26 protein-coding genes and 1 tRNA gene are annotated in these 26,865 nt (G+C 64.8%); 12 read left to right on the forward strand and 15 right to left on the reverse strand.

All coding sequences use genetic code 11. The features are described from left to right. Positions 1-10: 10 nt before the first annotated feature. Genes KEC45_RS19465 through ftsE form a run of 3 tightly spaced genes read right to left on the reverse strand, consistent with a single transcriptional unit; the run spans position 11 to position 2,190 of the window. The gene (locus KEC45_RS19465; RefSeq protein ID WP_062186164.1) at positions 11-541 is read right to left on the reverse strand and encodes a YdcF family protein; all 531 of its coding nucleotides are present in this window, start codon (positions 539-541) and stop codon (positions 11-13) included. After that, positions 538-1,455 (reverse strand): ABC transporter permease, encoded by a 918-nt coding sequence (locus tag KEC45_RS19470; RefSeq protein WP_062186162.1) that lies wholly within the window; start codon positions 1,453-1,455, stop codon positions 538-540. The genes KEC45_RS19465 and KEC45_RS19470 overlap by 4 nt, the downstream gene beginning before the upstream one ends. A gap of 3 nt (positions 1,456-1,458) precedes the next feature. Then, positions 1,459-2,190, reverse strand: a complete 732-nt coding sequence (ftsE, locus tag KEC45_RS19475; protein WP_062186160.1) for a cell division ATP-binding protein FtsE — start codon at positions 2,188-2,190, stop codon at positions 1,459-1,461. Positions 2,191-2,359: 169 nt separating this feature from the next. On the opposite strand from ftsE, the gene KEC45_RS19480 reads away from it, so the two are divergent. Continuing rightward, complete coding sequence (locus KEC45_RS19480; protein ID WP_062186157.1) at positions 2,360-3,139, forward strand: zinc-ribbon domain-containing protein; 780 nt, start codon at positions 2,360-2,362, stop codon at positions 3,137-3,139. Between the two features lie 31 nt (positions 3,140-3,170). On the opposite strand, the gene KEC45_RS19485 is transcribed toward KEC45_RS19480, so the two are convergent. Further along, positions 3,171-4,232 (reverse strand): YeiH family protein, encoded by a 1,062-nt coding sequence (locus tag KEC45_RS19485; protein WP_083436073.1) that lies wholly within the window; start codon positions 4,230-4,232, stop codon positions 3,171-3,173. 104 nt (positions 4,233-4,336) lie between these two features. Here KEC45_RS19485 and KEC45_RS19490 point away from each other — a divergent pair. The 4 genes from KEC45_RS19490 (at position 4,337) to KEC45_RS19505 (ending at position 7,553) form a co-directional block, all read left to right on the forward strand. After that, positions 4,337-4,413 (forward strand) — tRNA-Arg (locus KEC45_RS19490). A 52-nt stretch (positions 4,414-4,465) separates the two neighbouring features. Next, positions 4,466-5,662, forward strand: a complete 1,197-nt coding sequence (locus KEC45_RS19495) for a CoA transferase (RefSeq protein ID WP_062186154.1) — start codon at positions 4,466-4,468, stop codon at positions 5,660-5,662. A 43-nt stretch (positions 5,663-5,705) separates the two neighbouring features. Next, positions 5,706-5,873 (forward strand): hypothetical protein, encoded by a 168-nt coding sequence (locus KEC45_RS19500; protein WP_193749230.1) that lies wholly within the window; start codon positions 5,706-5,708, stop codon positions 5,871-5,873. 144 nt (positions 5,874-6,017) lie between these two features. Next, complete coding sequence (locus KEC45_RS19505) at positions 6,018-7,553, forward strand: acyl-CoA dehydrogenase family protein (RefSeq protein ID WP_252172048.1); 1,536 nt, start codon at positions 6,018-6,020, stop codon at positions 7,551-7,553. Here KEC45_RS19505 and KEC45_RS19510 read toward each other — a convergent pair. The 5 genes from KEC45_RS19510 to KEC45_RS19530 all read right to left on the reverse strand — a co-directional run bounded on the left by KEC45_RS19510 (position 7,550) and on the right by KEC45_RS19530 (position 16,675). Continuing rightward, positions 7,550-8,713, reverse strand: a complete 1,164-nt coding sequence (locus KEC45_RS19510; RefSeq protein WP_062186152.1) for an alginate lyase family protein — start codon at positions 8,711-8,713, stop codon at positions 7,550-7,552. The two genes, KEC45_RS19505 and KEC45_RS19510, sit on opposite strands and share 4 nt — an antisense overlap. 9 nt (positions 8,714-8,722) lie before the next feature. Continuing rightward, on the reverse strand, positions 8,723-9,958 hold the full coding sequence (locus KEC45_RS19515; RefSeq protein ID WP_152682497.1) for an alginate lyase family protein: 1,236 nt from the start codon (positions 9,956-9,958) through the stop codon (positions 8,723-8,725). Then, a complete protein-coding gene (locus KEC45_RS19520; RefSeq protein WP_083436008.1) occupies positions 9,955-12,882 on the reverse strand; it encodes a TonB-dependent receptor in 2,928 nt (975 codons plus the stop codon). The genes KEC45_RS19515 and KEC45_RS19520 overlap by 4 nt, the downstream gene beginning before the upstream one ends. A gap of 173 nt (positions 12,883-13,055) precedes the next feature. Beyond that, the gene (locus tag KEC45_RS19525) at positions 13,056-14,207 is read right to left on the reverse strand and encodes a glycoside hydrolase family 105 protein (protein WP_062186148.1); all 1,152 of its coding nucleotides are present in this window, start codon (positions 14,205-14,207) and stop codon (positions 13,056-13,058) included. Further along, positions 14,198-16,675: an exo 1,3/1,4-beta-D-glucan glucohydrolase gene (locus KEC45_RS19530; protein WP_062186147.1), complete on the reverse strand. Its 2,478-nt coding sequence runs from the start codon at positions 16,673-16,675 to the stop codon at positions 14,198-14,200. The genes KEC45_RS19525 and KEC45_RS19530 overlap by 10 nt, the downstream gene beginning before the upstream one ends. Positions 16,676-16,801: 126 nt before the next feature. Here KEC45_RS19530 and manD point away from each other — a divergent pair, with 126 nt between their 5' ends. The 7 genes from manD to KEC45_RS19565 all read left to right on the forward strand — a co-directional run bounded on the left by manD (position 16,802) and on the right by KEC45_RS19565 (position 21,645). After that, on the forward strand, positions 16,802-18,013 hold the full coding sequence (gene manD, locus KEC45_RS19535) for a D-mannonate dehydratase ManD (RefSeq protein ID WP_252171256.1): 1,212 nt from the start codon (positions 16,802-16,804) through the stop codon (positions 18,011-18,013). Next, complete coding sequence (locus KEC45_RS19540) at positions 18,013-18,918, forward strand: DUF4861 family protein (protein WP_062187020.1); 906 nt, start codon at positions 18,013-18,015, stop codon at positions 18,916-18,918. Before manD ends, KEC45_RS19540 begins: the two co-directional genes overlap by 1 nt. Before the next feature lie 33 nt (positions 18,919-18,951). Then, positions 18,952-19,659 (forward strand): FadR/GntR family transcriptional regulator, encoded by a 708-nt coding sequence (locus tag KEC45_RS19545; protein WP_062186143.1) that lies wholly within the window; start codon positions 18,952-18,954, stop codon positions 19,657-19,659. 98 nt (positions 19,660-19,757) lie between these two features. Next, entirely contained in the window at positions 19,758-20,255 is a 498-nt protein-coding gene (locus KEC45_RS19550) for a response regulator transcription factor (RefSeq protein ID WP_238586786.1), read from the forward strand. A gap of 58 nt (positions 20,256-20,313) precedes the next feature. Next, positions 20,314-20,685: a hypothetical protein gene (locus KEC45_RS19555; RefSeq protein WP_062186140.1), complete on the forward strand. Its 372-nt coding sequence runs from the start codon at positions 20,314-20,316 to the stop codon at positions 20,683-20,685. Between the two features lie 25 nt (positions 20,686-20,710). Further along, positions 20,711-21,124 carry a hypothetical protein gene (locus KEC45_RS19560; RefSeq protein WP_062186138.1) on the forward strand — a complete coding sequence of 138 codons (414 nt, stop codon included), beginning with the start codon at positions 20,711-20,713 and terminating at the stop codon, positions 21,122-21,124. Positions 21,125-21,150: 26 nt separating this feature from the next. Further along, on the forward strand, positions 21,151-21,645 hold the full coding sequence (locus KEC45_RS19565; protein WP_062187018.1) for a MarR family winged helix-turn-helix transcriptional regulator: 495 nt from the start codon (positions 21,151-21,153) through the stop codon (positions 21,643-21,645). A gap of 56 nt (positions 21,646-21,701) precedes the next feature. Here the strand turns inward: KEC45_RS19565 and KEC45_RS19570 are convergent, their stop codons facing one another. The 6 genes from KEC45_RS19570 to KEC45_RS19595 form a co-directional block, all read right to left on the reverse strand. After that, positions 21,702-22,448 (reverse strand): sigma-70 family RNA polymerase sigma factor, encoded by a 747-nt coding sequence (locus KEC45_RS19570; protein WP_062186133.1) that lies wholly within the window; start codon positions 22,446-22,448, stop codon positions 21,702-21,704. Next, positions 22,438-24,561, reverse strand: coding sequence for a flagellar biosynthesis protein FlhA (flhA, locus tag KEC45_RS19575; protein ID WP_062186131.1), 2,124 nt, complete (start codon positions 24,559-24,561; stop codon positions 22,438-22,440). The genes KEC45_RS19570 and flhA overlap by 11 nt, the downstream gene beginning before the upstream one ends. Beyond that, on the reverse strand, positions 24,558-25,385 hold the full coding sequence (locus tag KEC45_RS19580; protein WP_062186130.1) for a transglycosylase SLT domain-containing protein: 828 nt from the start codon (positions 25,383-25,385) through the stop codon (positions 24,558-24,560). The genes flhA and KEC45_RS19580 overlap by 4 nt, the downstream gene beginning before the upstream one ends. Positions 25,386-25,466: 81 nt before the next feature. Beyond that, positions 25,467-25,772, reverse strand: a complete 306-nt coding sequence (locus KEC45_RS19585) for a hypothetical protein (protein WP_062187016.1) — start codon at positions 25,770-25,772, stop codon at positions 25,467-25,469. Beyond that, on the reverse strand, positions 25,772-26,071 hold the full coding sequence (flgM, locus tag KEC45_RS19590) for a flagellar biosynthesis anti-sigma factor FlgM (RefSeq protein WP_062186129.1): 300 nt from the start codon (positions 26,069-26,071) through the stop codon (positions 25,772-25,774). Before flgM ends, KEC45_RS19585 begins: the two co-directional genes overlap by 1 nt. A gap of 170 nt (positions 26,072-26,241) precedes the next feature. After that, positions 26,242-26,763 carry a flagella basal body P-ring formation protein FlgA gene (locus KEC45_RS19595; RefSeq protein WP_062186126.1) on the reverse strand — a complete coding sequence of 174 codons (522 nt, stop codon included), beginning with the start codon at positions 26,761-26,763 and terminating at the stop codon, positions 26,242-26,244. Positions 26,764-26,865 lie beyond the last annotated feature (102 nt).

Consider the following 26,865-nt stretch of genomic DNA (forward strand, 5'->3'; position numbering starts at 1 on the left):
GGCGCTCGCTTTAGAGCCCGAGGAGGCCGCCCGCCAGCCCCGCGAGATATTTATGATATTCGCGGAACAGGGTGGCGAAATTGGGCTGGCTGCGCACGGCATCGGGCAGGATCGTCACCGTGTCGCCGACCGCGCGGCCGATTTCATATTCGGCGCGGCGCATGTGCCAGTCGGTGGTGATCAGCCGGATGCTCTTATACTTGCGCCGCTGCGCCCAGGTCGCGACCTCGGTCGCGTTCGAGCGGGTATCCTCGGCCTCGAACCCCAGCGCGATGCAGCAATCGAACAGCGATACCGGGCGCTTATATTCGGCCGCAAGCTCGCGGGGCTTTACCTCGCGAGCGACGCCGCTGATGAGCAGGCGTTTGGCATCGCCCGCTTCGAGCCGTTCGAGCGCGCGATCGATGCGTCCCGGGCCACCGGTGAGCACGACGATAGCATCGGTTTTTTGTGCGCCGGCGGGCAGGGGCAGCAGCAGCGCGAACCATGCGAAGCCGAGCACCCAGGCCAGGAACAACAGGGAAATCAGGCGCTTGATCATAGAATCTTCTTAAGCGCGGCGAGCAAGGTCTGCCGCGCCGTGAGAGCGGCTAGCGCGATAGCCAATAGCGGCAGTGCCAGCAAGAGCGCCCAGCCGGCGGGGCCGAACGACGCGGTCGCGGCAAGGCCCGACGTGACCCCCGACCATTGCCAGCCGATCAACAGCAGGATCGCGGCGGCAACCGCGCTGCCGAGCGCGATACCATAGGCGGTGTCGATCGCGATGCGGCGCTGGAACAGCCGCGTGATCTGGCGGTCGGTGGCACCGATCATGTGGAGCATTTCGATCGTCGGGAAATGGGTGGCGAGCGCCGCGCGTGCGGTCATGATCACCACCGCGGCACTGGCGAGCGTCATCAGCACCACCATGCCGCCGGCGATCCATGCGAGCGAACGGATCAGCCGGGCGACCGGACCGAGCCATTCGGCGTGCGGGATGATCCGCGCGCCGGGTGCTTCGCGCGCGACCAGCGCCTGCAACTGGCGCATATGGCCGCTGCGGCCCTCGCCGGCGAAGTCGATGTCGACGAGCGCGGGCAGGGGCAATGATTTCAGTACCGGATCGTCGCCCCCCTCGCCGCCCGCTTCGCTGCCGAACCATTGGCCCAGCGTCGCCTGCAACTCTTCCTGCTCGACCGCGCGCGCCGAAAGGACGAAGGGCTGGGCGGCGGCGGCGCGGCGGAGTGCGGCGGCCTGTTCGGCGCGCGTCACCGGGTTGGCCGTAACGATCTGGACCGTCACGCGTCCCGCAATCGCGGCGCCGATGGCGTTCGCCGACCGCGCGAGTCCGACCCCGGCGGCGGCGGCAAGCAGGGTCAGCATCATCAGTATCGCGATCACCCACGGCGTCGGCCCCGACAGGCGGCGGTCGGGGAGCAGGCGGCGATGTTGGACGGGCACGCGCGGGATGATCATCGATCAGGTCCGGTTCGCTGGCGGATAGCGCAAGGCGCCCGTCGGGTCGGAGAGGCGGCCCCGTTCGAGCCGCATCATCTGCGCATTTTCGATACGGCTGATCAGATGGATATCGTGGGTGGCGACGACGACGGTGGTGCCAAGGCGGTTCAATGCCTCGAACAGCCCGAGCAGGCGCATTGCCATTTCGGGATCGACGTTACCCGTCGGCTCGTCGGCGACGAGCAATTGCGGCCGCGCGATGACCGCGCGCGCGATCGCGACGCGCTGCTGCTCGCCGCCCGATAATGTCGCGGGGCGGGCATCGGCCCGGTCGCCGAGGCCGATCCAGCTCAGCATTTCGCCGACCGGGCCCGACAGATCCTCTTCGCTGACCCCTGCAATCCGCAGCGGCAGCGCGATGTTGTCGCGCGCGCTGAGGTGGGGGATCAGGCGGAAGTCCTGAAACACGACGCCGATGCGACGGCGAAAGCCGGGCAGGCGGTGGCGCGGCATCGCGACCAGATCCTCGCCGAACAGGCGAACGATGCCGCGGCTCGGGCGCTGCGCGAGATAGAGCATCTTGAGCAGCGACGTCTTGCCCGCTCCCGATGCGCCGGTGAGGAAATAGAAGCTGCCGGGCTGGAGGTTGAAGCTGATATCGCTCAAAATTTCGGCATCGGGGCCATAGCGGAGGCCGACGCCGTCGAACTCGACCATCGCGCCGCCTGGCCGCGCTGAAGCCGCGTCCGTCATGGCGCTACCAGCGCGCTATTGCGCGCCGACGCCGGGTCAAGGAACAGGGGCGCTGGTCCGCTCATCCGGCAGCATCTCGCACGGCTATCCACAGAGGACAAGTGCCGTAGCCGCCTCAAACGCCACGCGGCGCTTGCAACGTGCGAATCGGCGTGTTTAGAGGAAGCCCATGATCCTTGCCTGTCCGTCCTGTCACACGCGCTATGTCGTTCCCGATACGGCGATCGGACCCACGGGCCGCACCGTGCGCTGCGCCAATTGCCGCCATAGCTGGTTTCAGGAGCCCGCCGCAGCGCCGATGGCGGCCGTCGCCCCGCGTGTCGTGAACGCGCCCGAACCCGGCGCCGCGCCTGCGCCAACGTCGGTTCCGGAGGTTTCGCCCGTCCCGGCAGCCACTTATTCCGATTATCCCGAACCGGAGGCGGCGCGTGCGCCGGTGCCATCGGGCTTTGCTGCCGAACCGGTGCGCCGTGCCGCGCCGCCGATTGACGATGCACCGCTGCCGTTCCGCCGCCCGCGCCGCAATCCGGCCAAGCGCTGGACGATCATTGCCGCGAGCGCCGCCGCGCTGATGCTCGCGGCGACGGCGGGGCTCATGTATTTCGGTCTGCCGGGCTGGGCGCAGGGCCTTGGCCTGCCGGGCGGGGTCGACGAGCCCGATCTGGTGATCGAACTGCCGCCGAACCAGGATCATCGCGAACTGGCCGACGGTACGATCTATTTTGCCGCGTCGGGGGTGATCATCAATCCGACCGACCGCGAACAGCGCGTGCCGCCGATCCTTGCCGAACTGCGCGATGCGCAGGGGACGATCGTCTATAGCTGGACGATCAAGCCGCCGGTGCGGATGCTGCCGCCGAACGAAAAGGTCAATTTCAGCGAGGCAAAGCTCGACATTCCGCGCCGCGCGACGCAGTTGACCGTCAGTTGGGCGCTGCCGAAAAGCTGAGATTCGAAGGGCTTGCCATGACGTCGCGACGTCATAGGCTCATCGCGGCCGCCAACGACAACAGAAAGCTCGTGACCGTCGCGACGATGATCGGTGCAAAGCTGCGCCATCCCTGATCGAGCAGCAGGTGCAGCCGCGCCTTCATCGCGGTGGCGACGATCGCGAGCAGTAACAGCGCCTGCGCGCCCGTTGCCGCGCCGTCCTGTAGGGGCTTCGGGATTGCAACGAGCGAATTGACCGCCGCTACGCCGAGAAAGCCCAGAATGAACCAGGGGAGACGCAGCGGGATGCGCGACTTGCCGCCATTTTCGCCGCTGTTTCCAAGCCAGAGCGCGACGAGCATCAGCATCGGCGCGAGCAGCGCGACGCGCGTCAGCTTGACGATCGTCGCAATCTCGCCCGCCGGCTGCGAGAAGGAAAAGCCGCCGCCGATCGCCTGCGCGACATCGTGAATCGACGCGCCGATCAGGAAACCCGCCTGTGCGTCGGTCAGCCCGAGCTCCGCCGCAAGCACGGGATAGAGTGTCATCGCAAGCGCGCTTGCCACAGTGATGCCGACGAGTGTCAGCGTGAAGCGTGCTTGGTCGACGCGCCGATCGCCGATCAGCGAATAGAGCGCGAGCGCTGCCGAAGCGCCACAGATTGCCGTCGCCCCGCCTGCGAGCAGCGCGGCGTGCCGATCCTGCGCGAACAGGCGCGCGCTCGCGACGGTAATCAGGATGACGGCGAGCATGATGAGGACGAGCAGCGCGAAGGGCAACGGCCCAAGCTCGACCAGCTGTTCGGCAGTAATCCGCGCGCCGACGAGTACGATCCCGATACGCAGGGCAGTCTGCGACATCAGGTCGAGCCCTGCGTGCGTGCGGGGGTCCTGCGACAGGAAGGAGAGGGCGAGGCCGATGAGCAGGCCCATCAAGACGATCGGTGCGGCATAATGGTCGGCGAGCCACGCGGCCGCGAGCGCGGCGATGGCGGTGACGAGGATGCCGGGCAGAAAGTCGCGCCACCGCCGCCTGGCGGGCGGGTGCGCCTCGAGCTGCATCTCGCCATAAAGATCGGCGGCCATCGGCCAGCCTTGTTCGGATGATTTCACGCCGGATGCCCTATGCCCATCCGCCGCGCTTCGCACATCGGCGCGCGCTGGTCGATAGGCCATTGCTGGCGACGCGCGGGCTTGCTAGAGGCCGCGCTCTATCAGCACCCGTAGCTCAGCTGGATAGAGCGCTGCCCTCCGAAGGCAGAGGCCAGGGGTTCGAATCCCTTCGGGTGCGCCAGATAGCTTCAACCGGCGGTTCCGCCCGGTGACTTCAGGGAGACGGGCGCCCGATGTACGACCTGCTGGCCGGCTTGTCGGTGATCGAAGCATCATCTTTCGTCGCCTCTCCGACCGCCGGGCTTTATTGCGCGCAAATGGGCGCCGAGGTGATCCGCGTCGACCAGATCGGCGGCGGCCCCGATTTCCGGCGCTGGCCGGTGACCGACGCCAATGACTCGCTCTATTGGGAAAATCTCAACCGCGCCAAGAAATCGGTCGCGCTCGACCTTGGCAGGCCTGAGGGGCGCGAATTGCTGCAGGCGTTGGTGCGCGCGACGGGCCAGTTCGTTACCAATTTCCCGGTCGGCGGCTTCCTGTCGCACGATCTTTTGGCGGAGGGGCGGCCCGACCTGATCACCGTGCGCGTCATGGGCTGGGCCGATGGCTCGCCCGCGCTCGACTATACGGTGAACAACAGCGTCGGTTATCCGATGCTGACGGGTGCGGGCCCCGACCCCGTCAATCATGTGCTGCCCGCATGGGACCTTCTCACCGGGGCCTATGCCGCCTTTGCGCTGCTCGCGGCGATGCAGCGGCGGAGCATGACGGGCGAAGGCGGCGAGGTGCGGTTGCCACTGTCCGACGTCGCGATCGGCACCGTCGCCAATCTTGGCGGCATTGCCGAGGTGCTTTACGCGGGCGCGAACCGGCCGCGGCTGGGCAATGCGGTCTATGGTCTGTTCGGGCGCGATTTCGTGACGCGCGACGGCCGGCGCACGATGATCGTCGTGGTGACGCCGCGCCAATGGACGAATCTGGTCGCGGCGCTCGGCCTTGGCGAGGCGGTCGCCGCGATCGAGACCGCGCGCGGCGTCTCCTTCGCGACGGACGACGGGCTCCGCTTCACCCATCGCGACGCGCTCTATCCCTTGTTCGAAACCGCGATCGCGAGCCGCGACCATGCCGACCTTGCTGTCGTGTTCGACGCCGGGGGAATCGTCCATTCGCCTTACCGAACGATGCGCGATGCGGTGCAGGATCCCACGCTGGTCGCCCACAACCCGATCTTCGGGCAAGCCGACAATCCTAGCGGATTTGCCTATCCCGCCGCAGGCGCTTTCGCGACATTGCCGCAGCAGGAACGTCAGCCGCCGCGCTCGGCACCCTGCAACGGGCAGCATAGCGAGGAAATATTGAGCGAGCGCCTGTCGCTTTCATCGGGAGAGCTTGCCCGGTTGATCGATGCCGGTATCGTCGGCATCGCCTGACCATGGAGAATTGACGTCATGCCCCTTCGCCCCGCCGCCATCATTGCCGATCCGCACCGCCGTCGGCAATTTCGCGGCAGCTTTGTCGTTGATGACGGCGGGCGAGCAGCATGCGGAGAATCTGAAAGCGTTGGTGGAGCGGACGAAGATCGACCTGGCGTGCATCGACAAGGATGAAGCCGCCATCTCAACAAAAAGCCGTTTGTGCTGAGCTTGTCGGAGCGCCGTCTTTTTTCGCAAGGTCCGAAACGAAGAACGGCCCTTCGACAAGCTCAGGACAAACGAATTGTTGGTAATACAAGCCGATCTGAAGAACGCGCTGAACGCAGCGCAAGCCTATCGTGACGCCGCGCGAATGGCGCTCGCGGAACGACTCGCGTCGCGGCCCATCGACAGCGAGCAGCGCGCGGCGCATGGGTTCGCGTGGGTCGCGACGACGGTCGCTTCGCTGGAGGCGGTGCTTGACTGGTTTGAGGCCGGCCAAGGCGCGAACCCGCTCGACGCAAAGATCGCGACGCTCGCCTTCGCAGAAGGGATCGGCCAGCTCGTCGGCGGCTTGCCGATGGGGCAGAATGAGATATTCCGTCCCGCAGACCTTGGCCTGGGGATGCAGGCGCGCGGGCTCGCCGATGCTTGCGCCGCGCTGCTCGACACCGATCATGCGGCGATGCGTGCGGATGTCGCTGCGGCGCTTGCTGGCGGACATTGGCCGAGCGAGTCGCTGTACGACGCCGATCTCGATTCGATCCGCGACCAGTTTCGCCGCTTCACCGATGCCGAGATTTTGCCCAACGCGCATGGCTGGCACCTCGCGAATGCGCTGATCCCCGATGCGACCGTACAGGCGATGGCCGATCTTGGCACCTTCGGCGTCTGTATCCCGGAGGCGTTCGGCGGGCTCGGCCTCGGCAAGCTGGTGATGTGCATCGTCACCGAGGAATTGTCGCGCGGCTGGATCGGCGCGGGGTCGCTTGGCACCCGGTCGGAGATTGCGGGCGAGCTGATTGCGACAGGCGGCACCGACGCGCAGAAGGCCGAATGGCTGCCGCGGATCGCGAGCGGCGAAGTCCTGCCGACCGCGGTGTTCACCGAACCGGATGTCGGATCGGACCTCGGTTCGCTTCAGACGCGCGCGCGCCGCGACGGCGATCATTGGGTGATCGACGGCGCGAAGAATTGGATCACCCACGCCGCGCGTTCGGACCTGATGACGCTGCTTGCGCGCACCGTTCCCGACGCGAAGGGCTATGCCGGTCTGTCGATGCTGCTGGTCCCCAAACCGCGCGGCAACGAAGCCGAACCATTCCCCGTCGCCGGCATGACCGGCAGCGAGATCGAGGTGCTCGGTTATCGCGGGATGCGCGAATATGCGCTGCAGTTCGATGCAATGGTGGCGCCCGCCAATGCGCTGCTCGGCGGCGCCGAAGGGCAAGGGTTCAAACAGCTCATGCGCACCTTCGAGGGCGCGCGCATCCAGACCGCCGCGCGCGCCGTGGGGGTGGCGCGGCGTGCGCTCGAACTCGGGCTCGACTATGCGCTCAGCCGCAAGCAGTTCGGCAAGGCGATCGTCCACTTTCCGCGCGTAGCCGACAAGCTGGCGATGAGCCTTGTCGATTTCACCGTCGCGCGCGAGCTGAGCTATGCCGCTGCGCGCGCGAAGGATTCGGGCAAGCGTTGCGATATCGAGGCTGGGATGGCGAAGCTGCTGGCCGCGCGCGCCGCCTGGACGAATGCCGATGCGGGCCTGCAGATCCACGGGGGCAATGGCTATGCGCTCGAATATGAGATCAGCCGTATTCTGTGCGATGCGCGCATCCTCAATATCTTTGAGGGCGCCGGAGAGATTCAGGCACAGGTGATCGCGCGCGGTCTGGTCGAGGGCCGCAACTAGAGCCAGAGCAGCGGCTGGCGCACCGGGAAGTTGCGCACGACTTCGGCGATCGTGGGATCGGGGTTCAGAGCTTGCCAAAGGTCCAGCCAGTCGCGGCGTTTCCGCGCTAGGCCACCAAAGAGCAGGCTCGGCTGGCGCACCGGGAAGCCGTCCCAATATTCGATGTCGGGCGGCAGCGGCCATTTCGTCTTGTCGGCGATGAACGGCGCCATCCATGCGATCGCGCCGCTGATCGAGCGGCCGTCGGGGGTCGTCCAGTCGACCAGTTCGCGGCCTCCGAGCAGCCATGCCGTGGCGGCAAGCACGTCGAGGTTGAACAATGAATAGGCAAAAGGCTTGGTGCGCGCGAGTTCGAGCGGCTGACGGCCGTCGGGTTCGATCTGGGTCGGGATGATGATCGTCTTCAATCGGATTCGCGCATCGGCAAGGACGTCCGCGCGGCCAAGCAATGCGGCGAAAGACGCCGTCTGGAGCAGCCAGCAGGTGCCGTGATTATTCTTCTCGTCGCGTTCGGTGGTGCCGAAGGGCGATGTTGTGAGCCAGGTCAGATATTCGGCAAACCAGCGCTCGACCTCCTCATGGATCGCGGCGTAACCTGGTGCATTCTTGCGGGCAAACAGCGCGGCGGCGCGCGCGACTTCGACGATCTGCAGCGTGTCGATCACCCCGATCGCGCGGCCGCTATTTACCCCGATGATTGCCTGCGCGTGGTTGAGGTTCGGGTTCATCCGCGTCTTGGGATCGACGAACCATGCACGAAGATGGCGCATCGCGGCGTCGGCGAAACGCGCGTCGCCGGTGAGATCCCATAGCGTCGCCAGCGCGGGCACGGTGCGGCCAAAGGCGATCAGCGAGTCGCGGTGGCCGTCGAACTTGTCGGGGTTCGAGCGCCCGTCGCGGCGGACATAGGGACCGCCGGCGTTCGCCGGATCGGGCCACCAGTAATCGCCCTCGGAATAATAGTCCTGCGGCCCCGCCGGGCTGCGCGGCGCGGGGATCGCGGCGATCGTCCGCGGTTCGGCGCCGAGCAGGGTAGCGGCTTGGGGCAGCAGGCGGCGGCGCTCGATCGTGCGGGTGTCGGGCGCGCGGAACCGCGGCCGTGCCCAAGCTGCCGGGGCAGCGAGCAGGGCGGCAAGAAGCAGCGAGCGGCGCGCGATCATCCCTCGTCCTTATCGCGTGCGATGGCGCAGCAACAGGTCGCCGCTTATCGTGCGCGGATAGGCGCCGGGACCCCAGGCATCGTCAGCGTGCACCAGCAGTTCGTCGAGCATTTCGGCGGGCCAGCCCTGTTCCTTATACGGCCATTCGGCGCCGCGGCCGCGATATGCGGCGACATAATCGGTCGCCCCGCGCAACGAACGTCCCTTTTCTTCGGCGCGATAAAGGTCGACGCCGAGGCACGCCGCGCTGTCGGCGACGGTATAGGCCGCGTCCAGCGCATAGAGCGAATAATGGAAGCTGCGCGTCCGCGTCAGTTCCCTGGGCAGCGCACCCGACGTGTCGATCTGCTGCGCGATCCGCCCCTTTGGAAAGGCGAGGGCGATCCCGCGTGCGATTTCGGGCTTGCGCGCGAAAAGCGCGAAGCGCGCGACTTGCGCATCGTACCACAGGCCGTGGTTGTTCGACGCCTTGCCCTCGGCCTTGCCATTGGCGCTCTTCAGCATCCAGTCGAGATAGTGCGCGAACCAGTCTTCGAGCGCGGTCGTCTCGTCGGGCGTCAGCGCACCCGATGGCGCGATCAGCCCCGCGGCATCGATCACGCCGATAAAGCTGGCGCCGTCGAGCACGCCTTCGGCGCGGCCGTTCGATACGCCGGGCACCGCCTGCGCGAAATTCATGTTCGGGTTCATGCGCGTCGCAGGGTCGAGGAACCATGTGCGGATCACCCGCGCCGCACCCTCGGCATATTTACGCTCGCCGCTGTAATAATAAGCGAGCGCGAGCGTGTCGGCCTCGCGCGTCATGCGGCTCAGCGCGCTGCGGTCGAAGCGGTTGCTTTCGACGTCGGGATTGGTGTCGCCGTCGCGGCGCACATAGGCGCCCTTCGGATTGGCGGGGTTCGGCCACCAGTAACGCGCAAGGCTGACATAGTCGTGGCGGTCGCCCGATACGGGGATGCTGCGCTTGTCCATCACCGAGGCGGGTTTTGCCGCGATCGCCTTGTCGGCGCGCGCGATCAGATCGCGGTAAGCGGCGCCGATCGCCGGATCGGACGGCAGCGCAGCCTTGATGGCCTCAAGGTCGCCCGGACGCAGCGTGAAGGTGCGGCGCCCGTCGAACGAGGCCGAATAGCCCTCGCTCGCCTCGCACGTCGAATCCGGGGAAAAAGCCGCCGCCGCGGACGGAAATGACGCGGCGGCGGCCAGTATAGCCCAAGGGAGTCGGGCTAAAGTCGCTCGCTTCACAGGCGGACCCGGAAGCCGAAGAAATATTGCGGGCCGCTGCGCGACACCTCGGCGATGCTGTCGTATCCGCCCTTGTACATGATATCCTGCGTGTTCGTGACGTTGAGCGCCTGCAGCTTCAATTGGACGTTTTTGGTGATGTCATATTGTGCCGACAGGTTCAGATATGTGCCGCCGCGGATCTCACGGTTGGTGCCGCCGTTGGGCTTGTAATAGCCGGAGCGGTAACGAAGGTTTGCGCGCAGCGAGAGGCCCCATTTTTCGAACCACACCGATCCGCTCGCGGTCCATTTCGACAGCCCGATCAGATTCGCCGGGTCGACATAATCGGCGATGGGCGAGGTATCGGGATATTCGAAATTGGCGAAGGCCCGGTTCACCGATCCCTGCACGCCAAAACCGTCGAGCGGGTCGGGCAGCCACGTAAAGGCATGGCTCGCGGTCGCCTCGACACCATAGAGATGGCGCGTCTCGAGGTCGTTCGACGGCGCAACGGGGTTGATCGTGAAGGTTTCGGTCACCGGCGCTCCGCCGTCGCGAATCGTCGTCACGGTGATGTCCGACGGGATCGGTTCGGAGCGGCCGATCACGGTGCCCTTTGCCCATTTATAATAGCCCGCGACCGAGATCAGCGTGTCCTGCGACGCGTAAATTTCAAGGCTGGCATCGAGGTTCCATGCGCGCAGAGGCTTGAGGTTCGGGTTGCCGGTGGTCGCGTTGAAGATAATGTTGTCGACGCCCGTGGCCGAGGTCGTCGGGTTGAGGTTGACCCCGGCGCCGAAGCTTTCGATCCCCGACCGCGCGATCGCGCGATAGGCGGCGAGGCGCAGCTTGACCTGCTGCGACAGGTCAAAGGCGATGTTCGCCGACGGCAGGAAATAATCGTAACCGCCCTTGGCCTTGTTCGTCTGGAGCTGGCCCGCCGGGTCGACCCCGATCGAATAGGTGTCGCCGACGGTGTCGATCACGATGCGATACGGCTGGCGGAAACCGATCGAGGTGATGTCGGTCTTGACCCAGCGCAGGCCGACGTTGCCACTGAACGGCACGCTGCCGGCGTCGGACGCGAAATTCGCCATCGCATAGGCGGCATAGATGCGTTCGGTAACGTCGATGTCGCTCGGGTCGCGGCCGTCTGCCGGATAGGGCAGCGCGTCATCCGAACCGGCAAAGGTACGGAACAGGCAGTCATTGTCGAACGTCGCCCATTTGGTGACGTTCGTGCCCATGCCCCTCATATAGCTGGTCGTCGTGAACGGCACGCGGCACTGCTGGTTCGCCTGTGTGATCAGCGCGGTCACCTGGGCGGGCGTGCCGGGAATCGTGTTGAGGTCGTTGTTGCGCGCATTGTCGTTCGTGCGCTGGTGATCCGACACGCGCCCGCCGAATTTGATCCCGGTGATGAAGCCGTCGAGTTCGCGGTCGATGTCGAGCCGCGCCGCCCAGATTCGGTCCTTGCGGTCGGTGACGAAGCGGTTGCGCGCATAGACGGCGTTGTTTGCGGTCGCGAGGAACAGGCTCGGGTCGGTGATGTCGAAATTGTCGAACGCGACGACGGGAACGACATCGTCGCCCTCATAGGTCAGCGTATAGCCGACGCGGCGCGTCGATCGCATGCGCGTCTGCTTCTGCGTCTCGGTCCGGTGGCTGTTCGAATAGGAGGCGTCGAACGCGACGTTCCAGCGGTCGGGCGACCAGATCAGGCTCAAACCGCCGCCCAGATATTCCTCGACGCGGCGGCGCGTTTCGAGCTGGTTTTCGAGGTTCGAATTGCCGCGATAGCTCATCAGCGCGCCGGGCGAATAGCCGTTGCTGCCATTGCCGATGATCAGCGGCTGAATCCCGCGCAGCCCCTCGGTGATGCCCAGGACATTGCGATCCTCCAGGCTGTTGCGCTTTGAATATTGGCCGTCGAGCGAAATCTCGAAATCGGGCGACGGGCGCCACTGGATCGCCCCGATCAGGCCGTCGCGCACTTCGGAGGTCGTCTGGGTGCGGAAACTGCGCGACGAATTGGCGAAATAGGCATCGCCTCGCGTCTCTCCGACCACGACGGCGGGCGTACCGGCGCTGCGCGGGCCGGTGGCGAAGGTGCAATTCTGGTTCGCGCCGGCGCCCGTCTGCACTGCGGTCGTGCCAGTCAACTGGAAGGGATTGTTCGCCGAGGTATTACAGAGCTGGAAGGTCGCGTTGGCGTTATAATAATCTTCGGGCGCGGTCGTGTCCTGCCGCTGATAACCGATCGAGATGCCGATATCGCCTAACCCCGTCGTGAATTGGTCGGTGTAGGAAAAATTGGCGCGATAGCCGAGCCCGTCGTGCTGATAGACGTCGTTGTCCTGCGGCTGGAAATCGCCGCGCACTTCGAACTGGATGCGGCGCTTGCCATAATCGAGCGGCTTCATCGACTTGAGCTCGATGACTCCGCCGACGCCGCCTTCGAGGAAGTCGGCACGCTGGGTCTTATAGACGAGCACGCCGTTGACGAGTTCGGACGGGAATTGCTGAAAGGCAACCGAACGGTCGGGACCCGCGGTCGACACCTCGCGGCCGTTGAAGGTCGAGAAGCTCAAGGTCGGGCCAAGGCCGCGCACCGACAGTTCGTTGGCGTTGCCCTTGAAGCGGTCGGCTGAGACGCCCACGATGCGTTCGAGCGTATCGCCCACCGAATTGTCCGGCGTCGCGCCGATCTCGTCGCTGACGAGGCCGTCGACGACGACGTCGGCGGCGCGCTTGAATTCGATCGAACTGCGCTGCGTTGCGCGCGTGCCCGTCACCAGAATCTCATCGCCGCCATCGACCGCTGCGGGCTGTTCGCTTGCGATTTTTTCGGGCGCTTCCTGCGCCTGCGCCGGCAGGGCGGCGAACAGCGCGGCTGAGGCCAGTAGAGCTGCGCGGGTCGGCAAGGCCGATGGTGACTTCATTTCCCTCTCCTTTTTGGCGCCGCCCCTGTTGGCGGCCCTGACCCGGTTGATACCGGTGTCAATTTTAGATGTAATACAACTTGCGAAATGTATTACAACTTTGAGAGGGTAAGTCAATCGCCCGCGATGCAAAGCGGGAATGGGCCGATCAGGTTGGATCGGCCCGTTTCATATCAACGCTTTACGCGCCTTTTCGACAGGTCGTACATTGCAGTGCCGGCGAGCAGATAGGCGCCGCTGCCGTAAAATTGCGTTTCCTTCGCGGACACGCTGTCGGGGCGATCGCCGACCTGCTGGACCCAGCCGAGCATCCCGTCGGGTTGCACGGCGCGCTGCAATGCATCCCATCCGCGCACGGCCGAAGGCTCGTATGTCGTGCGGTCGAGCAGGCCGTTGTCGACGCCCCATGCAAAGGCATAGGTGAAAAAGGCGGTGCCGCTCGATTCGGGCGGTGTGCCGGGGTCGTTGTCGAGCAGCGACGCGGGCCAATAGCCGTCGGCCTTTTGCAGCGTGACGAGTTTCGCCGCCATGTCCTTGAACAATTTTTCGTAATAGGGACGCTGCGGATCCTTCTTGTCCAGCACCTGCAGCACGCGGACGAGGCCTCCCATCACCCAGCCGTTGCCGCGACTCCAGAACAGCTTGCGTCCCTTGGCGTCGCGCATGTCGAAAAAGCGGCTGTCGCGGAAATAGAGCTGTTCCGACGGGTCGAAAAGATAGTCGGTGGTGGCCTTCCATTCCTCGTGCACGAAATCGGCGTAACGTTTGTCGCCCGTCGCCTTGGCTAGGCGCAGCATCGTCGGCGGTGCCATGAACAGGGCATCGCACCAGCACCAGCGGTCGGTGCATTTCGACGTTCCCTTGCCCGGCGCGACCGGAATGAATTCGAGGCTGATCGTCGGGCGATTGGCGAGGACATGGTCGAAATAGGCGCGCATCGGGGCGATCGCCTTCTTGCCCTCGCCATTCTGCGCCGCCCACAGCCACGCCTGCCCGATCAACTGATCGTCGGCGTGAAAGGGCAGGTCGCCCATCTGCCATTTTTCGGCGCGGCCGAGGTCAAGGAGCGGCTTTGCATAAGCCTTGTCGCGGCTTGCGAGTTCGGTGAGTGCGATCCAGAAGGTAGCCTGTTGCCAGTCGCGTACTTCCTGCACGCTTTTGCGCGCGGCGGGCATCGTCGCCCAGTTGGTCCGGTTTGCGAGCTGCCAATCGGCGACGCGGCGCGTCTGCGCCAGGATTGCGGCGGGCCGCGGCATCACAGGCTCGGCGGGCGCCATCGCGGCGGCGGGGGCGGTCATCATCAGGGCAAAGAGGCTCAGCGACATGGCGTTTCCTTTACGGGCGTGAGGGCGATCGACGAGAGGGTGAGGCGCATCGGCGCGCTCGATGACAGCGCGAAGGGCGCTGTGACATGGTCGAGCCGCGCGCCGGACAGGCAGGAAAGCGGGATCGTCAGCGTCTGCCAGCCCTGGCCAGCGATCACGGCGAGGCGAGGGCTGATGTCGAGCCGCGCGGTGCAGCCGGGACCGCAGCGCAGTTCAAGCGTCGCGGGGGCGGTCGGCGCCTGATCGACCTTGAGGTCGATGGACAGCGCGATCGGCCCCACGCCCGACAGGTCGGCGGCGCGCGCGTTGGCGACGATCAATGTTCCGCGCGCCTTGCCCGACCAGTCGATCTCGCGCGCATCCTCCTGCGCGTCGCGGTCGACCGGGCGCACCGCGATCGCGCCATTGTCCGCCGCGCCGCTGATCGCCTGCGGACTGTCGTTGGCGCCGTCGATTTGCAGCAGGCGTGTGCCGACCCCGCGTCCGCGCGCGAATATCGGCCCGGTGAGCGATTGTTCGACGATGATAGCGGGGTCTACGGAGAGCGCGGCGGCAGCGGCGCGGTCAGCGAGTTTCAGTCCGAAGCCGAAAGGATAAAGCGGCTTGTAATCCGGATCGCCGACGTTGAGCGGCGCACCCTTGGCGTCGGCGGGCCATGAGAAGGGGAGTTTTCCCTTGAAATCGGCCTTGCCGAACAGGACGTCGGCGACCCCGTCGCCTTCCGATCCCGGCAGCCATGCCGCGACAAAGGCGTCGGCTGCATTGATGTGGCGATTGACCCACAGCGGGCGGCCCGAGAGGAAGACGGCGACGACTGGAATACCGTCCGTTTTCAGTCGTTTCATGATGCCGAGATTATCGTGCGTGTCGTCGAAATAGAGGTCGGCGCGGTCGCCCTGAAATTCGGCATAGGGATCTTCGCCGAAGACGATGATCGCGGCGTCGGGCTTCGCCGTGTAGCGACCGTCGACCGCCAGCTCCGCGGTGCCGCCACCGGCGATCATCGCTTCATGCACCCCGGCGAAGATCGAGGTCGCGCCGGGAAAATGTTCGGGACGCGTGCCGGTGCCCTGCCAGGTCAGCGTCCAGCCCCCTGACTGCTTGGCGACATTGTCGGCGCCGTCGCCCGCGACAAGGATGCGCGCGCTGGACTTGAGCGGGAGCACGCCATCATTCTTCAACAGGACCAGCGATTCTTGAACGGCTTGCCGCGCGACCGCGCGGTGATCGGGCGCGCCGAGCAATTCGTAGCGGCCGGCATAGGGCCGCATCGACGGCTTGCCCGCTTCGAACAGACCGGCGCGCAGCTTGACGCGCAATATGCGGCGCACTGCGTCGTCGAGCCGCGTCATCGACAGCTTTCCCGACCGCGCGGCGGCGAGCGTCGAGGCATAAAGACCCTTCCAGCTTGCGGGCCCCATATACATGTCGAGCCCCGCCGCGATCGATGCGGGACAATCGGTGGGCGAGCAGCCCGGCACTTTCGCATGGCCGTCCCAGTCGCCGACGACGAGCCCGTCGAACCCCCAGCGCTGCTTGAGCACACGCGTCAGAAGGCTGGCGTTGCCGTGCATCTTGACGCCATTCCATCCCGAGAAGCTTGCCATCACGCTTTGGACATCGGCCCCCAGCGCGGCGACATAGGCGGGCGCATGAAGGCGGACCAGTTCCGCTTCGTCGATCCGGGCATCGCCGCGGTCGCGACCGTCCGCCGTGCCGCCGTCGGCAAGGAAATGCTTGGCGGTGGCGATGATATGCGGACCTCTCAGCCAGTCCTTGTCGCCGCGGCGTCCCTGAATGCCGTGGACGAGCGCGGCGGCGTAGCTCGTCGCGATCGCCGGGTCCTCGCCAAAGCTTTCATAGGTGCGCCCCCACCGGTCGTCGCGTGCGACCGCGATCGTGGGCGCGAAAGTCCAGTCGAGCCCGGTGACGCGCATCTCGATCGCCGTTGCCTGCCCGATCTTCTCCATCAGTGCGGGATTTCGCGCCGCGCCGAGGCCAATATTGTGCGGAAACAGCGTCGCGCCGACGATATTGTTGTGACCATGGACAGCGTCCGACCCCCACATCACCGGGATGCGCGGCAGCGTGCCGTTCGGGCGCATCGATGCGTCATAATAGGCATCGGCGGCCGCGACCCATGCCGACGCGGGGCCGAATTCGTCGCCGCCGGGCGACGAACTGCCGCCGTTGAGAATCGATCCGAGGTGATATTGCGCGACATCGTCGGGGGTCGTGCTGCCGATATCGCCCTGAATGATCTGCCCAACCTTCTGTTCGAGCGACATTGCCGCGATCAACGCGTCGATTCGCGTCTCGATCGCCGGATCGGCGGTGCGTGCGGTTATCGCGGGCCATAGGTCAGGATGCGCCGTGCCCGCCGTGTCGGCGGCAGCGGATGCCGGAGCCGCGAACAACGCGGCAGCGGACAGGCTGGCCACGGCCAAGGCGCGCCAGGCGCTTCGCATCACTTCACCCTCTCCCTCGACCTGTCCGGCTTTTCGTCTTGACACCGGTGACATATGTCTTTCCTTTTGGATCGAGTGTCAATAAGGTTGTCACACAACTAGGCTATTTGGCGGTGAGGGGATAGAATGCCGAAGATCGTGTCAGCCCGGGTGATTTTGACCTCGCCGGGCCGCAATTTCACGACGCTGAAGATCGAATGCGACGACGGGACGACCGGTGTCGGTGATGCGACGCTCAACGGCCGCGAGCTCGCGGTCGCGGCCTATCTGTCCGAACATGTCGTCCCCTGCCTCATTGGGCGCGACGCGCACCGGATCGAGGATATCTGGCAATATCTCTACAAGGGTGCCTATTGGCGGCGCGGGCCGGTGACGATGGCGTCGATCGCCGCGGTCGACATGGCGTTGTGGGATATCAAGGGCAAGGTCGCGGGCCTGCCGGTGTACCAGCTGCTCGGCGGCGCGGCGCGCGAGGGCTGCATGGTCTATGGCCATGCCAACGGAACGACGATCGAGGACACGATCGAGGCGGCGCTCGACTATCAGCGCCAGGGTTACAAGGCGATCCGCCTGCAATGCGGCGTGCCCGGAATGGCGTCGACCTATGGCGTAAGCAACGATCGCTATTTTTACGAGCCCGCGGACAATGACCTGCCGACCGAAAATATCTGGTCGACGGCGAAATATATGCGCGTCGTCCCCGAACTCTTTGCGGCGGCGCGTGAGGCGCTGGGCTGGGACGTCCATCTGCTCCACGATGTCCATCACCGGCTGACCCCGATCGAAGCGGCACGGCTCGGCAAGGATCTTGAGCCGTACCGTCCTTTCTGGATCGAGGATGCCACGCCTGCCGAGGATCAGGACGCCTTTCGCCTGATCCGCCAGCATACGACGACGCCGCTCGCGGTGGGCGAGATTTTCTCGTCGATCTGGGATTGCAAAGCGCTGATCGAAAACCGGCTGATCGACTATATTCGTGCAACGGTGCTTCACGCGGGCGGGATCACGCATATGCGCCAGATCGCCTCGCTCGCCGACCTTTATCAGGTTCGCACCGGCTGCCACGGCGCGACCGATCTGTCGCCGGTGACAATGGCGGCAGCGCTGCATTTGGGGCTGTCGATCCCCAATTTCGGCGTTCAGGAATATATGCGCCATACGACCGAAACCGATGCGGTCTTCCCGCACGCATATAGTTTCGCGGACGGCATGCTCCATCCCGGCGACGCGCCGGGGCTGGGGGTCGACATCGACGAGGCGCTCGCCGAAACCTTTCCCTACGCTCGCGCCTATTTGCCGGTGAACCGGCTCGAGGACGGCACGATGTGGAGCTGGTGATGCGGCCGGCCTTGCTCGCGCTTGCCCTGCTGGTCATGCCGGCCGCGGCGCAGGAGCATACGCCGCTTCGCCCCGCCACAGCGCAGGAGCAGAAAGCGCGCGCGGCGGTTGTGGTCGCCGATTACCGCTTCGACGACCTGCTCTGGGAAAACGACCGGATCGCGCACCGCATTTATGGCCGCGCGCTTGAGCGGGCTGAGCCGCCCTCGTCATCGGGGATCGACGCATGGGGAAAGCGCGTCCGCTGGCCGTTCATGGACCGTCAGCTCCGCACGGGCGATCAGCACGCCGACCATGGCGAGGGGATCGACTTCTATAATGTCGGCACTGGGCGCGGTATCGGTGGGCTCGGCATCTGGTACGACAACAAGCTTTGGACCTCGCGGAACTATGTGCGGCCGAATATCTTGCAATCGGGCCCCGAGGTCGCCGACTTTACCGTTGATTATGACCCCTGGCCCGTCGATACGCTGCGCAGCGTGAGCGAGACGCGGCGCTTCACTTTGCCCGCGGGGACGAATTTTACGCGGATGACCTCGACGATCGCGTCGAGCAGCGAGGCGGAGCTGATCGTCGGGATCGGTATTTCGAAACGGCCTATCAATGGAAGCAAGCTGGGCACGATCAGAAAGGATAGCGCGAATGCACGCATGAGCTGGTGGGGCCCTGCCGAGGGCGACGGCGATAGCGGAAAGGGCCGAATGGCGGCGGCGGTGATTGTCGACCCGGCCGTTTTTGTAGGCTTTGTCGAGGATGCCGACAATTATCTGGTCCTCGTTCGCGTGCAGCCGGGAAGGGCCTTTGTCTATTACAGCGGCGCGGCGTGGGATCGCGGGGGTGATTTTGCGAGCGAGGACGCGTGGAATAGCTATGTCGATACGCAGCGGCCCGATTTCCGGCCCTAGCCAGTTCTGCGGCGCAATGATAACGCAGCATCCATGGCGGTAACCAAGGCGGCGTCGCTGGCGGACGATCTGGTCCAGCGCTTCGAGGAACAGATCGAAACGGGCGAAATGCCCGTCGGATCGCGTTTCCCGACCGAAAAAGAAATCACAGAGACGTTCGGCGTCAGCCGCACCGTCGTGCGCGAAGCCTATTCACGCCTCGCGGCCCGCGGCCTGCTCGTGTCGCGGCGGGGGTCGGGCGCCTATGTTCCCGACGGTGCGCAATATCGCGCGTTTCAGGTCACCGCCGAGGAAATCGGCGAAATCGAAGATGTTTTGAAGCTGCTGGAAATGCGCATGGGGTTCGAGGCCGAAATGGCCGACCTTGCCGCGCGCCGCCGCACCGATGCCGACCTGGCTGCGCTGCGCCGTGCACTCGACGCGATGGAAGAAAGCAGCGATGTCGACGCCTCGGTCGCTGCCGATGCGGCGTTTCATGCGGCGATCGCGAGCGCTACCGGCAATTCCTATTTCCTGCGCTTCACCCAGTTTCTCGGCGTGCGCCTCGTTCCGTCGCGGCGGCTCTATCTGCAGGGCGATGATCCGGTTCAGCATCAACGCTATGCCCATACGATCAACCGGGACCATGAAGCGATCGTCGTCGCCATCGAGGCGGGCGACCCCGTCGCGGCACGTCGCGCAGCGCGCCGGCACATCGAAAAGTCGATCCTGCGTTATCGGACGCTCAAGGAAAGCCGTTAAGTTAACTCGCCTGTGGCTGGCCGAAACGCGCGACACCGGTGGCCGGGAATGAGGCAGGCAGGAAATTAGGCGGCTAGTGACCTTGATTTCGACTCGTGATGCTCTATTCCAACCCCGTGCAAGGCGACCCTGACAACTACATAAGCCTGCTGTCTGCCGCGCAGATCGAAACGTTGCGGCATGTTTACGAGCACAAAAATTCCAAGCAGATCGCCAGGCTGATGAACGTCTCGCCACACACCGTCGATGAGCGGGTGCGGCGGGTGTTAAAGAAACTTAATGTTTCCAACAGAATAGAGGCTGCGCGTATCCTGGCGGTTAACGGTGTCTTCGACCATGTTACCCCTTATCAGCCTTTGACATATCAATTGATCGACCTTGGCGACGTTTCTCCGTCCGACGATGCGGATCCGGGGCGCAGTTCGTTTCGGCGATTTTTCGATATAGGTTCGCCATTTCCTACCGCGTCCCAGCCGGCCAACCGGCACGGGTTGATGGAAAGGATTATCTGGCCGATTTTGATCGCATTTGCGACAATCCTGGCCTTCTCCGCCCTCTATTCGATCCTTGTCGGGCTCGGTCGTGTTCTGACTTGATGCTCGAACGAATGCTGCGGGGGGGAACCGGTAGCATTCTTTTTCAAGGAAAAAGAAGATGCTGAATCAACGAGTTTCTGCAGCGAAGAAGATCGCTTCCGACCTGCACCACGCCGAAGACGCTATCGACGAAGCGATGATCCGTATCGCCCAGCTTGCCGCGACGCTGCCCACGGCGCGCCGCGAAACCAACATGTCGGCGATCGTCGGGCAGGAAGCGATGGCAAAGGTCGCGCATGCACTGGCGGCCGCCGGTGAAGTCCGGCAGCTCTTGACCGACGCGCATCTGGCACTGACGGTGACCCAGAAGGAAGTCGGCCTGGGCACGCGCATGTTCGGTGCGGGCGTCAAGCCGGCTGCCAAGCTGGTCGATGAAGGCAGCAACGATCGCTCGGGCGACGGGGCCACTACGTTCGCGAAGGCCGGTTGATCCGCAAGAAAGGCTGACAGCCACAATGTGGTCCGTCGCGATCTATTATGCTGTTCTGCTCATTACGGTGGCCGTCGCGATCCAACGCGGCGGGCCGCTCGAACGCTGGGCAGCTTATACAGCGTTGATCGCCTCGGTTCTCACCAGTGCCGTGACGCCTTTCCCCACCTGGAACGATATTGAACTGAATATCTTCATCATAGACGTGCTGGTTCTGCTGAGCTTCTGGTTCATCGCCATGAGGACTCACAGTTTCTGGCCTTACTGGATCACCGGATGGCAGCTGATCGCCATCTTCGGTCACATCCAGAAATATATGTTCTCGGAGATATTGGCGCGACCCTATTCGCTCCTCTCGGTCTATATATCGTACCCGATCCTGTTGCTCATCATCTATGCATCGGGATCTCACGGTCGGCGGAACGACGTCACGGTCTGATGTGGCTGCCCAAAGGGCATCTTCACATGCAGCAATTTTCGAACCAAGAAATTGCCGAACTGAAATCACGGGTCGACCAGATCCATCAGCTGCTTGCAGGTCGCGGCGAGGAATCGCCGGCGGCCATGCGCGTCGTCGACGCTGCCGGAACGCCGCTCAAGGCGGGCCTGCTCGACCAGTTGTCGTTCAGTATCCAGATTCGGCGCATCCGCCGTAGCCATTTCGGCACCACCGAAATGTCCGGTCCCGTCTGGGACATGATGCTCGACCTGATGCTGGCGGGCGCACACGGCCGCGTGCTCAGCGCCAGCGACCTTGCAACCGGTGCGGGCGTTCCGTTGTCGTCGGGCTTGCGCATGATCAGCGCGCTCGATCGGCTGGGGCTCGTACATCGCTCGATCGACGAGCGCGATCGGCGGCGTACCATCGTTCGGCTGACTGACATTGGGACCGAGCGGATGGCGAGCTATTTCGAGAAAATCGGCGCCGCCTGGCAGGATGGGCAGACGCTGGCGGCTTGATCCCCCCTTGATCGGGTGCGGGGCCGACTGGTCGCGCGCACCGCACCCGGTCGCCCTTATTCGGTCATTTCCTTTATCATGCGGTCGACTTTGATCATCGCCTCGCGCTTGATCTGGCAGATCCGCGCGGCGCTGACGTCGAGCGTCAGTCCGATCTCATGCAGGTTGAGTTCTTCGAAGAAATAGAGCTGGAGCACCATTTGCTCACGTTCGGAGAGTCGGCCGACACATTGGCGCAGCGCGCCCATCAGATCCTCCTGCTCGCACCGCTCGTCCGCGCTGTCATCCTCGTCGGCCGCCAGGAAGGCGCCGATGTCCGTGAGTTCGTCGAGCGAGGTCGAGCGGCCGTGCGTCGCATTGCGTTCGAGCGCAAAATAATCTTCCGCCGACATGTCGAACGCGACCGCCATTTCGGCAGGGGTCGGCGTCCGCATCAACTGCTGTTCGAGCGTGGCGCGCATTGCGTGGATGCGCTTTGCCGCGACCATCGCCGAACGGCCAACATCGGCCTCCCGGCGCAGTTGGTCGATCATCGCGCCGCGTATGCGGGTCGTTGCATAGGTAGCAAAGGCGAAACCGCGTTCCTCATAGTTGCGGCTGGCCTCGATCAGCGCGATCAGACCTGTCTGGATCAGGTCGTCGAGCTCGCTCGTCCGCGATACGCGCGAAAACACCTGCCAGGCGATCTTGCGGACCAGCGGCGAATATTCCTCGACCAGTGCCTCGACGCTTTCGCCATAGCCGCGCGCACGCGACGTCCGGCCGGTGGCCCCGGCAAACTGCTCGGCGGGCTCAATTCTCATGCGGTTGGTCCTCCATGTGGGCGTCGGGCCCGGACGCGAGGCGGGGCACTTCGGCGCCGATCGTCGCGACGATTTCGGTCTGCTTGGTCGCTGGAATCTCGAGGTAGGAGATGACGGCGACGTCGGGGAAAGTGGCGCGCACAAGGCGCGAAAGGGCGGAGCGGCAAATCGGCGAGGCGACGAGCGCGAAGCTGCGCGTCTGGAGCAGAAGCGGTTCGACCGCTTGTCCGACCTGTTCGATGATCGTCATCGCCATGCCATGTTCGAAGGGCCATTCGGCCGCGGGGTTGGCGCGCACCGCCTGGTTCAGCAGCACCTCCACCTCGGGGCTGAAGGTGACCACGGGAAGCGGCATCCGGCTCGGCACGATCGTCTGCACGATCAGCGCGCCGATGCGTTGGCGCACCGCTTCGATGAGGTCGATCTCGCTCAGTTGCTGGGGCGACAGCGCCACCATCGCCTCGGCGATCTTGCGGAAATCGCGCAGTGGCACCCGCTCGACGAGCAGCGATTTGCAGAGGCTCGCGACGCGCGGCAGCGAATAGCCTTGTGGGCTGAGATTCTGTGCGAGCTGCGGATAATGTGTCTTCAGATTTTCGATCAGCGCCTGCGCGTCGTCGATGCCGAACAGTTCGGCGGCCGAACCGACGATGCTGTTGTTGAGGTGCGTAGCGACGACGGTCGCCGGATCGACAACGGTATAGCCCGCCGCGATCGCGTCATTCTGCATCGCTTTCGGAATCCACAGCGCGTCGAGGCCGAAGGTCGGATCCTTGCACGGACGCCCTGCAACCTTGGTGACAAGATCGCCTGAATCGAGCGCGAGCATTTCGTTCGGGAAGACCTCGTCCTCGCCCACGATCACACCAGCTACCGAGATGCGATAGACGTTGCCGGGCAGCGACAGGTCATCGGTGACCTTCACCGGCGGCACGACAAAGCCGAGTTCCTTCGACAACTGGCGGCGGATGCCAGTGATACGCGTCATCAGCGGCGAACCCTTGCGTTCGTCGACGAGGGTAACGAGCGCATAGCCGATCTCGAGCTGGCACGCGCTCGCGTCGCTGACGTCGGCCCATTCGATATGCGACGGATCGGGTGCCGGGGCGACGGGTTCGGGCAGGTCGGCGACCGCTGCGGCGCTGCGGCGCAACTGCCAGCCGATGCCAAAGGAGAGCGCCGCGGCGGGCAGAATCAGCATCTGCGGCATCGAGGGGACCAGGCCGAGGATGAAGAGGATGCCGCCAACCGCCATCCACACCGTCGGCGAGGCGAACTGGCTGCTGATCTGACCGCTAAGGTCGAACGGCGAGGCGACCCGGGTGACGATCGCGGCGGCGGCGATCGAGAGGAGAAGCGCCGGGATCTGCGCGACGAGTGCGTCGCCGATCGCGAGCGTGACATAGTTGCTACCCGCGTCGGAAAAGCTGAGGCCGTGGCTGAAGATACCGAGGATCAGCCCGCCGACGATATTGACGAACAGGATCAGCAGGCCCGCGATCGCGTCGCCCTTCACGAATTTCGAGGCACCATCCATCGATCCGTAGAAATCGGCTTCGGTCGCCACTTCGACGCGGCGCGCCTTCGCTTCTTCGGGGCTGAGCAGCCCGGCGTTGAGGTCGGCGTCGATCGCCATCTGCTTGCCCGGCAAGGCGTCGAGGGTGAAGCGCGCCGACACTTCGGACACGCGCCCCGCACCCTTGGTGATGACGACCATGTTGATGATCATCAGCACGAAAAAGACAAACAGGCCGACGACATAGTCGCCGCCGATCAGGACCTGCCCGAACGCCTCGATGACATGGCCGGCGGCGGCGGTGCCCTCGTGCCCGTGGACGAGCACGACGCGCGTCGAGGCGACGTTGAGCGCGAGGCGGAACAGCGTTGCGAGCAGCAGGACGGTCGGGAAGGACGAAAAGTCGAGCGGCTTGGCGGCCGACAAAGCGACCATCAGGATCGCAAGGCTGATCATGATATTGGCGACGAAGCTGATGTCGAGGATCAGCGGCGAAACCGGGATCACCATCAAGCCGACGAGGATCAACATCCCAACGGGGAGCGCGGCGGCGCCGGCCATGCGGCCCATGTTGCCGAGGCTGAAGTTGTCGGTCATGCCGCGCCTCCCGAAAGCGACGCGAGCCGCCGATAGGCATCGGCGGCAAAGCCCATCGAGAGCTTCTTGGGCATAGGCTGGATATCCATCATCTGCAGGGGCGGTCTTCCGCCGTTTGCGCCCGCGAGGCCCGCCGAACTGCTCGCCTGCGCGTGCCAGCCCGATGGGGCGAAGGGCTTCATATTTTCGATCTTGCCGCCGTCTTCGAGTTTCACGCGAAAGCGCTCGCGGATCTCGGCAAGACTGCGCATGCTGCCGTCCGGGGCGTAAAAGACCGACCGGTTTGCGGCCGCCGCCTCGGGCATCATCGATGCGCCGGGCTGGTCGGGATTGGTTTCGAGTGCCGTCAGGAATTTGGCGGCGCCGCCGCTTCCTAGGAAATGCGCGAGATAGAGGTCGACCGGTTCGGCGGCGCGGCCGATGCGGCTTTCAAGATAGTCGCGATTGTCGCCGGTCAGCGCGGCGGCCATGCTTGACGATGCCGTCGGATCGTCGCGCAGGTCGAGGATTTGCTGGCGGAGCACCGGATCGGCAACGGTCAGCCGGCCCGACGCGTCGCGGCCGATGGCATCGGCGGCCCAGGCAAGCCCGTGGTTCGCGCCATGGCGGTCGAGCGTCGCGAGCCACGTTTGTTTGGTGAACTGATACAGGCCGCGCGCCGAAGAGGTCGGTGCCTTCGCGGTCGGATTATAGCCGCTCTCGACGCGCGCAACGTCGAACAGATAATCGAAATCGATCCCCGTGCGCGCCGACGCGCTCTGCACCGCATCCATGACGGGTGCGGCGATGCGCGTCGCTGCATTGGGATTGTTGATTGCGTTCATGGTTCTTGGTTCCGCTTGTTCGGCAGAACCAAAAGCAATCATCGTGCCATTTCGTCGAAACGGCAGTTAATTAACATATTATCAGTAGCTTAAAGCCGCTCCGCGCGGACGGGTGCCGCGGATCTCGTGACTCTTGTCAATCCTCTGACGCGTCCAGTTCTTCAGGATGTTGACGCGCATCGCGGCGGCCTCAAGCTGATTGAGCGTCTGGCCCATCAGTGCCCGCGCGCGATGTTCACTCCCCGCGGGAATCGTGACGCCGCGGAACAGGATTACCGCGGTCGCGAGCTCTTCGGTGGCGGCGATAATCGCTCCAGCATCGTGCCCGTCCAGTGCGCCGACCAGATCGTTGAGCCGCGATTGCAGGTCTTCCATCTGTGCCTGCATCATTCGCCCCCGCGGCCGTGGAAGTCTATCATTGCACTCGCGATGATCGCAGGATGCACGCCATAGCTGCCGTTCGCGATCGCGGTACGCAGCGATGCGACGCGCGCGACGTCGACCGGCGGTGCCTGGTCGGCGAGGCTGCTCGCAAGGCGGGTCAAGCGTGCGGTTGGCAGATTGTCCTGCACCGGCTGGAGCTGCGCCGGCGCGCGCATCGCGGTCGTCGCTTCACTGGCGACCCTGCGCAGCGGGCCGGCACGGCCGATGCCACCGACTGGTCCGATCTTGCTGTCACCCGACATAAAAGCCTCCATCCGATGCCGTCAGAAAAGTGACGACGCGGTTCACGAAGGCTTTAACGGATGGTGTACGCGGCGATTAAGGCGACCCGTCGCAAAAAAACAAAAGAAAGGCCCGGCGCCGTCGGAAAGCCGACAGCCCGGGCCAGTGGGTGGGTAGTGAGAGTTGGGAATCAGTCGTCGAGGCGCGCGCGGCCGGGGCCGGTGACGGTCGCGCTGAGCGTCGATTTGGCGTCGCTCCCTCGCAGTGCGATCGTCTCGCCGACGCGGCCGTCCTGCGTTGCAATCGCGGCATAGCTGATCGAATAGCTTTCGGTTTCGATCGTGACGCGGACGTTGTCGCCGCGACGAATGACGGGGGCGCTCGCCGCGGGGCGGGCGAAGCTGGCGGCGACCGGTGAGGCATTGGCGGGGCCGGTCATCGGGACGCGCAGGCGCCAACCGAGCGAGGCGCAGCGGACGGCGAGCGTGTGGGCGTCGACCGCGGTGACCGACGCCTGTTCGGGGCAGCGTGCGAGCTTGATGCGCCGGTCGACGGGGGTCGCGTTGCGGCCCATCGCGTTTGCGACCATGTCGGTCAGCACGTCGATCGTCTGCCAATCCTCATTGCCCTGCTGTGCATGCGCCGCGATTGGGGCGGCGAGCGACAGGGCGGCAGCGCATGCGGCAAAGCGCGCGAGAATGTTACGGGACAAGGTCCATCTCCTTTGGTCCAAAATGGTCGCCCGATAATCTGCAGGAAGCGTGCCAGTCGCGCTTTGGTGCGTCGTTCCACGGCGTGTCGCGCTGCCTCGTCA

The sequence above is a fragment of the Sphingopyxis sp. USTB-05 genome (genome assembly GCF_023822045.1).
Taxonomy (GTDB): Bacteria; Pseudomonadota; Alphaproteobacteria; order Sphingomonadales; family Sphingomonadaceae; genus Sphingopyxis.